Origin of the sequence: Actinokineospora baliensis (genome assembly GCF_016907695.1) — a bacterium.
Lineage (GTDB): Bacteria > Actinomycetota > Actinomycetes > Mycobacteriales > Pseudonocardiaceae > Actinokineospora > Actinokineospora baliensis.
Genome location: NZ_JAFBCK010000001.1, coordinates 5,543,806 through 5,556,027, shown reverse-complemented (window position 1 = coordinate 5,556,027; position 12,222 = coordinate 5,543,806). Strand labels below are relative to the sequence as shown.

General features: G+C 71.3%; 10 protein-coding genes. 3 read left to right on the top strand and 7 right to left on the bottom strand.

What is annotated here, in order from left to right; genetic code table 11:
• Positions 1 to 68 precede the first annotated feature (68 nt).
• Positions 69 to 1,325, bottom strand: coding sequence for an NAD(P)/FAD-dependent oxidoreductase (locus JOD54_RS25070; protein WP_307860264.1), 1,257 nt, complete (start codon positions 1,323 to 1,325; stop codon positions 69 to 71).
• 588 nt (positions 1,326 to 1,913) lie between these two features.
• Positions 1,914 to 2,585 (bottom strand): DedA family protein, encoded by a 672-nt coding sequence (locus JOD54_RS25065; RefSeq protein WP_204453716.1) that lies wholly within the window; start codon positions 2,583 to 2,585, stop codon positions 1,914 to 1,916.
• 323 nt (positions 2,586 to 2,908) lie between these two features.
• On the opposite strand from JOD54_RS25065, the gene JOD54_RS25060 reads away from it, so the two are divergent.
• Positions 2,909 to 4,114 carry a M23 family metallopeptidase gene (locus tag JOD54_RS25060; protein ID WP_204453713.1) on the top strand — a complete coding sequence of 402 codons (1,206 nt, stop codon included), beginning with the start codon at positions 2,909 to 2,911 and terminating at the stop codon, positions 4,112 to 4,114.
• 3 nt (positions 4,115 to 4,117) lie between these two features.
• On the opposite strand, the gene JOD54_RS25055 is transcribed toward JOD54_RS25060, so the two are convergent.
• On the bottom strand, positions 4,118 to 4,645 hold the full coding sequence (locus JOD54_RS25055) for an anthrone oxygenase family protein (protein ID WP_307860263.1): 528 nt from the start codon (positions 4,643 to 4,645) through the stop codon (positions 4,118 to 4,120).
• A 91-nt stretch (positions 4,646 to 4,736) separates the two neighbouring features.
• Between JOD54_RS25055 and JOD54_RS35295 the strand changes: the two genes are divergently transcribed.
• Positions 4,737 to 5,342: a TetR/AcrR family transcriptional regulator gene (locus tag JOD54_RS35295; protein WP_204453711.1), complete on the top strand. Its 606-nt coding sequence runs from the start codon at positions 4,737 to 4,739 to the stop codon at positions 5,340 to 5,342.
• A gap of 352 nt (positions 5,343 to 5,694) precedes the next feature.
• Here JOD54_RS35295 and JOD54_RS25045 read toward each other — a convergent pair whose 3' ends face one another.
• Together JOD54_RS25045 and JOD54_RS35290 are read right to left on the bottom strand one after the other, a co-directional pair.
• Positions 5,695 to 6,249, bottom strand: a complete 555-nt coding sequence (locus JOD54_RS25045; RefSeq protein ID WP_204453709.1) for a hypothetical protein — start codon at positions 6,247 to 6,249, stop codon at positions 5,695 to 5,697.
• Between the two features lie 104 nt (positions 6,250 to 6,353).
• Positions 6,354 to 7,004 (bottom strand): helix-turn-helix domain-containing protein, encoded by a 651-nt coding sequence (locus tag JOD54_RS35290; RefSeq protein WP_204453707.1) that lies wholly within the window; start codon positions 7,002 to 7,004, stop codon positions 6,354 to 6,356.
• A 798-nt stretch (positions 7,005 to 7,802) separates the two neighbouring features.
• Between JOD54_RS35290 and JOD54_RS25035 the strand changes: the two genes are divergently transcribed.
• Positions 7,803 to 8,999, top strand: a complete 1,197-nt coding sequence (locus tag JOD54_RS25035; RefSeq protein WP_204453705.1) for an MFS transporter — start codon at positions 7,803 to 7,805, stop codon at positions 8,997 to 8,999.
• Here JOD54_RS25035 and JOD54_RS25030 read toward each other — a convergent pair.
• Together JOD54_RS25030 and JOD54_RS25025 are read right to left on the bottom strand one after the other, a co-directional pair.
• Positions 8,996 to 11,914, bottom strand: coding sequence for a helix-turn-helix transcriptional regulator (locus JOD54_RS25030; RefSeq protein ID WP_204453703.1), 2,919 nt, complete (start codon positions 11,912 to 11,914; stop codon positions 8,996 to 8,998). The genes JOD54_RS25035 and JOD54_RS25030 overlap by 4 nt on opposite strands.
• Before the next feature lie 37 nt (positions 11,915 to 11,951).
• Positions 11,952 to 12,158, bottom strand: a complete 207-nt coding sequence (locus tag JOD54_RS25025; protein ID WP_204453702.1) for a hypothetical protein — start codon at positions 12,156 to 12,158, stop codon at positions 11,952 to 11,954.
• Between the last annotated feature and the right edge of the window lie 64 nt (positions 12,159 to 12,222).

Genomic DNA, 12,222 nt, shown 5'->3' with positions numbered 1-12,222 from the left:
CTGCGCTGGGCTCCTCGTGGCACCGCGGTCAGGAGGGGGTCGACGGGGGGTGGGTCGGCCGCGACGGGTCAGGCCGACGGGTCGTAGATCCGCTTGTCCTCGGGGAAGCCCGCGTCCTGGTAGATGCGCTCGAGGTTGTCCGGCGAGAAGATCTCGTGGTCCTCGACGCCGCCCGCGATCAGGCCGAGCATCTTGTTGGTCCAGTGCGGGGTCTTGCCGATGGCGCGCAGCACCGCGTCGAAGAACGGCGGCAGCTCCATCGAGGCCATGACCGTGGTGAAGTCGTAGACGCCCGCGCTGATCTCGTCGCGGATCTTGACGTACTCCTCCAGCGCGTCGGCCATCGCGCGCTCGCCCGCCAGGCCCTCGTGCGCCCGGTCGGCCAGCAACTCGGCGTGCAGGAACGCGTCGGTGATGCCCCAGCCGGTGATCGGGTCCTTGTGGTAGCCGGCGTCGCCGACCAGCGCCCAGCCGGGGCCGTGCGCGCGGCGGTAGTAGTTGTCCGGGTAGCGCATGGGCCGCAGCGGTTCCGCCCGGCGCGCGGCGTCGCGGAACTGGGCGCCCATGGCGGGCTCGACGTCGTCGATGACGGCCTGGAAGGCGGTCTCGGGGTCGGAGCGGAAGTCCTTGAGCTGGTCGAGCGCGCAGATCGTGGCGACCATGGTCACCCCGTCGTTGGTCGGCCACGAGCCGAACCAGCGGTGGTTGAACCCGGTCTTGTGGTGCAGGCCCCAGTCGTCGACGCCGGAGAAGTACGAGTAGTAGATGAACCCGGCGGCGGGCCGCACGTTGTAGAGCTCGGCGCCCACCCGCTTGGCCACCTGCGAGTGCGTGCCGTCGGCGCCGATCACCAGCCTGGCCCGCAGCTCCCGCACCTCGCCGTCGCCCTCGCGGCCGCGCACGCCGAGCACCTCGCCGGACTCGCCGAACACCAGGTCGGTCACGGTGAACTGCTCCACGACCTCGGCCCCGGCGCGGCGCGCGGCGTTGACCAGGATCTCGTCGAGCACCGTGCGGCGCGGGCAGTAGACGGCGTCGATGCCCTCGATGGGGTCGGCGAACCCGATCAGGTCGATGTCGCCGTGCCGGTAGTTCATCAGCCGGATGGCGGGCGTTCCCGCGGCGACCACCTCGTCGAGCAGCCCCCACTTCTGCAGCTGCACAAGGCCCGCTTGGTGGATGTAGTGCGTCGAGACCGCGTCGCTGGGGAAGGAGCCCCGGTCCAGCACCAGCACGCGGTGCCCGTGCTTGGCCAGCAGCATGGCCGTGGGCGCACCGGCGACCCGGGCACCGACGATGATGACGTCGTACAAGGCGAGGTCCACCTCTCCGAGGGATGGGGGGCGGCACCGCCGGAGGGCGCCACAAAGCGCCACACCGCGCGGTGCTCGCGAGTGTGATGTGCGGGTGGGTCGTACGGGGGATGACAGCCAGGGTCGACGTCGATGTCGAACCCGTGAACGACGGGATTGCCTGGGATGACCGGGAAACCACCGTCGCGCTGGGTGAGTGGCGCGCCCGCCGGGGTGCTCGGGGGTAGCCCAGTTGGTGTGGGCGGTGTGTCCGTTCACTCCCGATCGTGCGATTCGAGTGAACCACGAGCCGCGCACCCAATGCACCTATTGTGGGCAAATTGGGCCGAAGGGAGCACGGTGTTCGTTCGGCCGCTCCCGGCGTCCCAGGAACCCTGTTGTCCACCGACCGGCGCAACGGGCGGGTTGACCGCGGATCGCTTTAGTGCCAACGTCTCTGGCGGTCAAGAGGGGTTCTGGTTGGACAGTCCTCAACGTATGCGGTACCGATTCACGTTGTGCGCGCCTGCCCCTATCCACCCGGTGAATGGCCGTTGGACAACTGGGGTCATCGATAGGGGTTCACACCAGTCGCCGGACCGGGGCGAACAGTGGTACTGATCAGTCCTCAGTGGCCCCGATATCGCGATCGTCCTCTTCGGACGCGGTGGCGTCGGGCTCGTCCAGCTTCATCCGCGCGGCCGAACCGACGACCACGGCCGCGATCGCGATGCCCGCGACCACCAGCAGCGAGGTGACCAACCCCCGGTCCTGCGCGTCGACGAGGCTCCCGATCGCGGCCCCGACGGTCGCCCACAGCACTGCCCACGCGGTCGAGGAGAGGGCGGCGAACAACGCGAAGCGGCGCGCGGGCATCCGCAACACCCCGGCCAGCGCCGGTGCCAGCGTGTGCAGGACGGCGACGAACCGGGCGGTGACCAGCAGCCACCCGCCGGAGCGGCGCACCACCGACTCGGCCCGGTTCCAGCGGGCCCGGCCGGTGCGGCGCCCGATCCAGCTCTCCCGCAGCCGCGGCCCCAGCGCCCGGCCGATGGCGTAGCCGGTGAGCTGACCGCTCAGGCACCCCAGCGCCGCGGCCGCCCCCGCCAGCGGCGTCCACGCCGTGCCGAGCACGCCGATGCACGCCGCGATCAGCACCTCGCCGGGCAACAGCACCCCGACCACCAGCGTCGTCTCCGCGAACGCCACGACGAACACGGTGGCCAGCACCGCCGCGGGCGGCAACCCGGCCACATCCGGCAGCACCGCGTCGATCAACGCCCCGTCGGCCATCGTCCGCCCCCCTCGTCGACACCCCGAACCCTGCCGGATCCGGCCGCGGATCGACTCGAACCGTGGCCGGGATCTCCGCCGTTGATCACGGGAGATCCTCACGCGGTATCGGTCGGCAGTGGAAATCTGTTTCCAACAACACCCCCTGACCTGCGCGTTCGGTTGGGAACGGGTGCGCGGGTCGACGCGTAACAAACCCCTGGAGGTCGGCTGGGCCGCTGGGTAGCTTTCGGGCCTCCACAACCCCGACAACAAGAACGAGCCCCGAGCGGGTCCCGTGCTCGGTGCCCGTGTCTTGCCCTGCGTCCAGCCGGAGTCCCGACATGAAACGTCCCCGCCGCCACACCGCCGTCGCGATCGTCGCCGCCACGGCGTTCGCCGCGTTCATCCCCTGGTCCGCCGAGGCCGCCCAAGGCCCCAGCCTCGTCGAGAGCGTGACCGACACCCTGCTCGCCGAGCGCGGGCCCGCCGTCGCCGCCCAGCGGGGCGTCTCGGCCCTGGCGCGCCACGCCGTGGTCGAGTCCCGCCGCTCGACCGGCGACTGGTCCTTCGGCGCCGCGACGATCCCCGGCGACGCGAGCGACCACGCGCCGGACGCCAGCCTCTACGTAGCGCACCGGGTCGCCGGGCGCTGGCAGGTCGGCGTTCTCGGGAGTGAGACCTTCGTCGCCTTGACCCGCCAGGCGCCCAACTCCGTTGTCAGCGCTGAGGAGAAGGGGCTGTTCCAGCAGAACCGCGCCGCCGCCGGTGCCGCCGCGCGCTCGGTCGACACCGGGCTGGCGCTACCGGTCAACGCCTCCAGCAACGTCGGCTGGGGCGGCGGTCCACACGCCAACGACGGTCAGGGGTCGCTCTACAGCTCGCTCGACTTCGGCGGCAGCGGTACCCAGGTCCGCGCCGCGGCCGCTGGCAGGATCTACCGCGCCTGCGTCGACGCCAACTCGACCCAGACGGCGTTGATCCTCATCGTGCACGCCAACGGGTACACGACGGGTTACTACCACCTGAACCAGCGCAGCGGCTTCCCGGCGGACGGCACGTCGGTGGACCAGGGGTACGAGTTGGGGACCGCGGGCACCAACACCGTGTGCGGCGGCAGCGCCAACGGCGCCCACGTCCACTTCACCCTCCGGTCCGGCGACCGCAACAACCTCGCCTTCGAGTCCGTCATCGGCAAGACCATCGGCGGCTGGACCTTCCACACCAACGGTTCCAACTACGACGGCTTCGCCACCCACGGCACCTCCAAGGTCCAGGACGGCGGCACCCTCTACAACTACGGCCGCTACACCGGCAGCGGGCCGTACGCGGGCACCGTCAACTCCGCCAACGGCGCCAACGTCCGCAGCAACACCAACTCCGCCGCGAGCTCGGTGATGTACACCGCCCCCAACGGCCGCGCACTGGCCATCTCCTGCAAGACCACCGGCAGCACCGTCAACAACAGCAACGTCTGGTACCGCCTCACCGACGCCGACTACGTCGCTGCGGGCCTGATCAGCACCACCGCCACCATCCCGAACTGCTGACGTTCACCCCGTCGAGGCGCCCGGTACACCCGGGCGCCTCGATCGGTCCACTTCGGACAACGCGCCCGCCCCGCGCCGCGCGACGACGACGACGAGGCACACCACCGCCAGGGTGGCCAGTGCGGTGCGGATGATGTTCCAGGTGATCCAGGGCCCCTCGTACCTCGCGCGCACCGCCGCCGGATCGGCGAGGTCCGCCGTCGCCAACCACTCGTTGAGCGGCACATTCACCGCCAGCGTGAGCACGAACGCCGCCGCGTAGAGCACCAGGGCCGCCGCGGTCCAGGGTAGGACCCGGCGCAGGCGCAGTTGCAGCGCGACGGCGATGCCGGTCACCAGCAACGCCCCGAAGAAGCTCGGCGCGAAGGCGACGTTGCGGACCACCGCGTTGATCCCCCGCATGGCCTCGACGAACGTCCGGTCGTCGACGGTCGCCAGGCCGGGCATCACCGAGCAGGCGTAGGCGTAGAAGAAGCCCGCGATCAGGGCCATCAGGGTGGTGGCCAGCCACAGGCAGAGTCGGTCGAACACGGTGGGTTCCCCCTATAATCGAACCGTTGAGTTCGGATTTAACCGTACCCTCCGGTTCGGATTTGTGTCACCCCCCAGCAGGAGACCACCCATGACCGACCACCCCCGCCGCGGCAGGCCCCGCGCGGGCGAACAAGCCGCCCGCCGCGAAGCAGCCCTGGACGCCGCCCTGTCCCTCCTGGTCGAGGTCGGCTCCGACGGTCTGACCATGCAAGCGGTCGCGACCAGAGCCGGTTCGTCCAAGGAGAGCCTCTACAGCTGGTTCGGCAACCGCACCGGCCTGCTCACCGAACTCATCCACCGCCAAGCAGCCGCCGTCGCCGCCGCGGTCACCGCCGCCCTGGAAACCCCCGGCCCCTTCCGCCCCCGCCTGACCGCCATCGCCGAAAGCCTCCTGCACCTACTCCTGAGCCCGCCCTCCCTGGCCATCAACCGAGCCGCCATCGCCGACCCCGACCTGGCCGCCCTCCTCCTCCACCACGGCCGCCGCACGACCGGCCCCTTCATCGAGACCTACCTGGCCGCCAACGACGTCCCCAACCCACCCGAGTCCTTCCGCCTCCTCTACGGCCTACTGGTCCGCGACCACCAGATCCGGGCCCTCCTGGGAGAACACCCCCCACCCCCACCGGACCTCCGCCGCCAAGCCCAAGCCGCCGTCGACCACTTCCTCGCCCTCGTAGCCCCCGATCACTGATCCCCAGCCCAACTCCTGCCGCCACTGTCCAACCGCTGCGGGCGCCCCCCAGTTGTCCACAGCCGCCCCGTCTATCCACAGCCGCCCCGTCGTCCACCGGTCCTTGTCGGTGCCCCCCGGTAGGCTGTATATCGGGGGCTGCTCATCCCGATTCGATCTTGCTCCCACCCCCGAGCCCGCTCCCGCACGGCTCGGCCCGCCCCGCCGCCGTGTGGTTCTGCCCGCCCCGCCGCCCGTGTGGCACCGGCTCCCCGTTGCGGGTCGACAGAGTGCAACGGTCGTGCCACACGGGCGGCGGGTCCGCAACGAGCCCGTCCCCCTGCTGTGACTGGCTCGCCGCGGTTCGGGGTGGTCAGAACCAGAGCCAGACCGGGATCGTCAAGCCCTCCGGGCAGTGCCGGCCGCTGGGCAGCGGGTAGCAACCCCTGACCCGGAACTGGTACGAGTGCCCGGGTTCGATGAGGTAGTAGAAGCCGAAGATCCCGCCCGTCGAGCTGCACAGGCCGTCGTTCGGGAAGCACTCCCACTGCCCCTGGTAGGAGGTGTTGTCCCGGTGCAGTTGGATCTGCCAGAGGTCGTACCGGTAGCGGTGCCCCCACTGGAAGTCGATCCGGTAGTGCATGCCGCTGCTGTCCCAGTAGTGCGACCAGAAGCCGGAGATGACCAGGCCGTGGCGCGGCGACGACACCATCTGCCCGCGCTCGAAGTTCTGGTACGACCCGTCCGCCGTGGCGGCGACGGGGGCTATCGCGCAGCCGTAGGCCCACGGCTTCTCGTTCCACCGCTGGGCGAAAGGGGGGAAGATCTCCTGGCAGCCCGCCCGCGGCGCGGCGTTGGCCGCCGCGGGGGCCAGGGTGGTGATCAGGAGCGCCGCGATGACCGCCGGTATCGCTCGGAGTGCGCGCATGCGATCCGCCCTCGCTGTGCCGCGACCGCGGCGGTGGATGAAGTCCGGCTCATCCTGGCGACAGCGGTCCGCCGGTGTCGCGTGCCGGTCCGCTGAGTGGACCATCAGCTCCACTCGCCCTGGATCGCGGTCGCCGTGCGGGCGAGGGCGGCGGCCAGTTGGGGGAGGGGCACCGTCGGGTCGGTGATGGCGACCAAGGCGGCCACCGGCACCTCCGCGCCACCGTCGAACGGCACGGCGGCGCAGCAGATGCCGCGCATGTTCTCCTCCCGGTCGAACACCGGCGCCCCCACCCCGCCCGGCCCCAGCACCACCGGTCCCACCAACGCCTTCCCCGCCGCCGTGGCCCGAGACCACGCGGTTCCCGCGTCCAGCCGCACGAGCCGGTTCGGTCTACCCGCCACGCCGCCGATCAGGACCGCCCGTTCCCCCGCGGGCACGACGACGCCGATCGTGGTCGCCGTGGCCCGGGCGAGCGCCCGCATCGGCCCCCTGGCCGCCCGCACCAACCCCTGCCCCGGCAACCACGTCTGCCCCCACACACCGATCCGCGGCCCGACCCGGTACCGCCCCCGGACCTTCGCCACCGCCCCCAACCCCGTCAACTGCTCCAACAACCGGTACGCCGTCGCCTTCGGCAAACCCGTTGCCTCCGCCAACCGAGTCAGCCCAGCCTCCCCGTCCTCGCTCAACGCCTCAACCAACGCGAAAGCGCCCTCCAGCACCTTCCGCCCACCCGCTTGTTCCCCGCCCATCGCCCTTACCCCCGCCGCCCTAGAGATCGCTTGCCCCATGGTGACCTGAAACCGAGGCCCACAAGGGCGGACTTTCGGCCGTACCTGCGCACATAGCCAATCGCCATCAGCGCGGGCTGATGGCACTTGCTCACGCGTAAGTGGCCTGCGCCCCTTGGTCTTACGACGACCTGATCCTTCGCCACAACCAGTCCTCAATGGACCTGATCGTGCCAGACCACCCCCAACCCGGCCCGCCGGGCCCACCCCGCCAGCCCAACCCACCGGGCCCACCGAGCCAACCCCGCCAGCCCCACCACCGCTCCCAGAAGCCGCAGGTGCCAGCCCAGCCCACCGAGTCGGCCCACCCAAACCCAACCCACCGAGCCAACCCCGCCAGCCCCGCCACCGCTCCCGGAAGTCGCTGGTGCCAGCCCAGCCCACCGAGTCGGCCCACCCAAACCCAACCCACCGAGCCAACCCCGCCACCGCTCCCGGAAGTCGCTGGTGCCATCTGCTCGATGGGGTGGACCTGTTTTGTGTGGGGTGGCGGCAGTCGTAGCGTTCCTGCGCGGACAGGGCCATGCTTTTCGGCCCCTGCTTTGCGGTCCTGCCACGGCTGTCGTAGGGGCCCCACGCAAAACAGGTCCACCACATCGAGCCCGCACGTAAATCGCGGATCGGCGCGCGATGCCGCAGGCGAGCCGACGATCCGATGCAAGGCGCGAAGCGACGAGCCGACCCAGTGACCAATCTCGCCCCCATCCGCCCACCACCACCCCCCACACTGGCAATGATCAACAGGACGGGGGAGAGCCGTTGCTCTGGCGTGACCGCGACTTCAGGCTGCTATGGACCGGTCAGACCGTCAGCGATCTCGGGTCGGCCACAGCAGTCCTGGTGCTGCCGTTGATCGCGGTGACCGCGCTGGACGCGTCCACCACCGAGGTCGGCCTCCTCAGCGCCGCCGCCACCATCGCCTGGTTCCTCATCCCCCTCCCCGCAGGCGTCATCGTCGATCGAGTACCAAAACGACGCCTGATGCTGCTCTGCGACATCACCCGCTGCCTCGTAGCCGCCGCGATCCCCCTAACTGCAACCCTGGGAGACCTGCACATCGCCCACCTCCTGGCCGCAGCCTTCCTACTCGGCACGTTCGCGGTCCTCTTCGAGGTCTCCTGGCAGAGCTACCTCCCCGAACTCCTCCCCGCACACCGCCTCACCGACGGCATCAGCCGCTTCGCGACCACCAACGCGATCGCCACCGTCCTGGGCCCCAGCCTGGCCGGTCTCGCCATCCTGCTTGTCCCACCAGCGAACGTGCTCCTCATCGACGCCGCGTCGTTCGCGGTCAGCGCCGCGACACTGGCGTTCATCCGCGCACAAGACCGGCCCGCGTCTGCGAGCAAGCCACAACTGCTGGAGGGGCTCAAGTTCGCCTGGAACCACCCGATCCTGCGCCGAGTTGTGGCCTGCAGCGCGACTGCGAACTTCTTCGACGCGATCACCACCACGCTGGTGGTCGTCTTCCTGGTCCGGGACCTCGGTACCTCCAGCGCGACGGCGGGCATCGTGCTCGGCATCGGTGGAGCCGGGGGTGTGGTCGGCGGACTGCTCGTGCGCCCGCTGGCCACGCGGCTGGGGGAGTCCCGCATGCTCTGGCTCGGCAAGCTCTCCGTCGGCTGGTTGACCGCGTTGATCCCGTTCGCTTCCAGCGCCGCGATGGTCTCCATAGGACTGTTCGCGAACAGCTTCTGCGTTGTCCTCTACAACGTCCTGCAGATCACCTATCGCCAGTCCGTCTGCCCGCCCGACCTCCGAGGCCGGATGAACGCCGCCATCCGCTGGACCATCCGCAGCGTGATCCCGTTAGGCGCTCTCCTGGCTGGCTTGCTCGGCGACGCCACAGGTCTGCGGCCGCTGCTCCTGGTGTCCGCCTTGGGTGCCTGGCTCGCGGTTGGCTGGGTGTTCCTGTCGCCACTGCGCGCGACGCGTGACCTTCCCGCGGCGGGCTAAGGATCGGACAACAGGGCGTTGGCGCGCTTGGCCAGTGCGTGGCGGTCGGGGGTGTCGGTCTTGGCGAGGAGGCTGGAGGCGTGTTTCTCGACGGTTCTGGGTGAGATGTGGAGGCGTTCGCCGATGGTCTTGGTGTCGAGTCGTTCGATGAGCAGTTCCAGGACCTCGAACTCCCGCAGGGTGACTCCCAGGGAGCGCAGACGTCTTGGTACGCGCTCGCTGCCCGTGCGGCGTTGTTGCACGGACACGCCGAGTTGCCGCAGCAGGCTTCGGCACGCGCTCGCGACGGCGGGTGCCCCCGCGTTGTGGAAGTACTCCTCCGCCGCGCGCAACCACCCCGCCGGGTCGCCCCAGCCGTCTTCGGCGGCGGCTTCGGCGACCAACCGGAGGCCGAGGTGCCGGGCCATGGCGTAGGGCTGCGCGCTGCGCTGCGCCGCCGCGACCGCCGAGACCGCTTCGGTTCCACGACCGCATCGTCCTAACAGGACCGCGTGGGCGAGTTCGACGAACTGGCGGTTCCACCGCATCGCGCCCTGTGCGGTCGCGCGGACCTCCTCGTACCGCTCCCACCCCGCGTCCCCGGCGAGAACCTCCAACAGCAGACTCACGCCGTGTCTGCCGTAGAGGCTGAACGTCGTCGGATCCACGTCGTCGCTCGCCAGAGCAGCGGCCAGGTCTTCGCGCGCGAGGGCCCGGTTCTCCTCCAACAACGCGCAGAACGCGCGGGCCATGCCGAGGGCCATTGGTTGCTCTTGGGACCGCTCACCGTCGAGGCGCTTGAAGTCCAGCAGAGCCGCTTCCATGTCGCGGCGCCGTCCCTGGTGCGCGGCGAGCGTGGCCTTCGACATCAGCAGGTGCCTGCCGACGAGTTCGAGCTGCATCCGCTTGGCCGCGGCCAGGCACTCGTCGATCACCCCGACCGCGGCGGTGAAATCGCCGCACAGCACCAGGTGCAGCGCGATGGTGGCGTTGACGATCTGCTCCGTGGCGATCGCGCCGACCCGTTGGGCCTCCCGCCCGGCCCGCAGCAGTCCTTCCTGGTCGCTCTCGGCGATCCAGGCGTTGCCCGCGGCGCGGACCAGACCGTGCACTCGCCACATCGGTAGCCTGTGCTGGGTGGCGATGTCGAGCACCCGCTCGTAGCAGGCGGTGGACTCGGCCACGTCGCGTTCGCGGGCCACCGCGCCGATCACCAGCCACGCCTGGCAGGCGATGGTGGGCAGTGACGCCCGCTCGGCGGCGGCCACCGCGCGTCGGGCGAGGAGTTCGGCCTCCTGCTTGCGCCGCATGCCAGGCGCCTCGAGCGCCAGGTCGGCGTCGACGGCGTCCAGCGGTGCGGTGTCCTCGTCGGCCGCGTCCCGGCCGAGCAGCGCGCGGGCGATGGCCACCTGCGCGAGCCCGTCCGACCAGCGGCCCGCGATGTGCGCGACCCACGCCAGCCGCACGTGCAGCGCCGCCCTGCGCGTGGCGGGCAGCCCCGCGTTGCCGAGGTCGTCGAGCGTGTCCGCGAGCTGGAACGCCCGCTCGAACTCGCCCGCCTCGGCCAGGGCGTACAGCAGCGCCTCGACGACATCGGCCCGGCTCCGCGCGTCCCCGAGCAGGCTGAGCAGCCGCTCGGCCTGCTCCAGCAGCGTGACCGCCGAGCCTGCCGCGCCGTCGGCCAGTGCCCTGCGGCCCGCGTCGGCGAACAGCTCGGCCGCGCGGGTGTTGTCCCCCGCCCGCAGGTGCAGCGCGGCCACGAGCTGGCACCACTCGCCGGGCAACCCCGGGTGGATCGCCTCGACGGCGGCAGCCGCCCGCGCCGACAACCCGGCCTGTTCGGTGGGCGTGAGCTGGGCGAGCAGTGCCTCCCCGGTGAGCGGGTGCTGGAAGGCGTACCAGTCCGGGGCGGGTTCGTCCTTGACCACCAGCCGGGCGGCCACCCCCGCGTGCAGGTGCGCCAGCAGCTCCGCGTGGCTGAGGCCGGTGGCCCGGTGCACGACCGACAGCGGGAACCGGTGCCCGAGCACGGCCGCCACCGAGAGCATCCGACGCCCCTGCGGGTCCAGCCGGTCGGTGCGGTCGCGGACGGTGCGCATCAGGCTCGTCGGGACCTCGGTGCGGATCCGACCGGTCACCAGCCACCCCAGGTCGCTCGGTACGAGCTGTCCGTTGTCCACCAGCCCGTGCAGCAGCTCCTCCACCATGAACGGGCTGCCGCCGCTGTCGGCCCACAAGTGCTCGGCCACCCCGTCGGGCACCTCGTCGACACCGGTCGCCAGGCAGGCCGCGATGAGCTCGCGCACCTGCGGGAACGCGAGCCTGGTGAGCTCGTGGACGGTGCCCGTGCGGCGCTGGAGGGCGGACTGCGCCAGCTCCGCGGCGTCGCACGGGCCGCTGCGGAAGGTGGCCAGCAGGACAGCGGGCAGCTCGTCGAGGTTGTCGACCACGTACTCGACGACCGCCAGGGTCTCCACGTCCGCGTCGTGCAGGTCCTCGAGGACGATCAGGCAGCCGCGGCCGTGACCGAGCACGGAGAGCAGCCGCAGCACCGCTTCGGCGAGCACGACCAGGGAGCCGTCGCCCCCGTCGTCGCCGGGGTCACCCCAGTCGGGGACGAGCCTGCCGAGCACCGGGCGGTACGGGCCGAGCGCGTCGACCGGCGGCGGGTTCGCACCGCGCGGCAACGACATCAGCGCCTCCGACAGCGGCCGGAACGGCACGGCGGGACCGATACCACTGGTACGGCCGCGCACCACGCGCATGCCCGCGCTGGTCGCCAGGCCGGTCGCCTCGATGGCGAGCCGCGACTTGCCGATCCCCGGCTCCCCGGTCAGGAAGACGGCGCCGCCGCGGCCCGCCTTGGCCTGGGCGAGGGCGTGCCGCAGTCGCGCCAGTTCGGCGTCGCGGCCGACCACGGGCGCGTGGTTGTGCATGAACGGATCCCCGTCGAGGCGGCTCTGCCCGCCCCGCTCACGGCCCGCTGGTGGGGTGGACCAACGAGAAGGCGGGCGCGGTCACCGCCATGGCGCCGATGGCCAGCCCGCCGAGCGCGCTGACCCGCATGCCGATCGCCCGGCCGGGCGAGAGCCGGATCCGGCCTGCCGGGTGCGGCTCGCCGCCCTCCGGTGTGGCGGCGCCGTCGACGGTCTCGTCCACTGGCACCTCGTCGTCCCGCACGTAATCTCCCCACGATCGGCGGTGTGTGTGTCTGCCTACTGCTGTAGTCGTCGCGTGATCCACA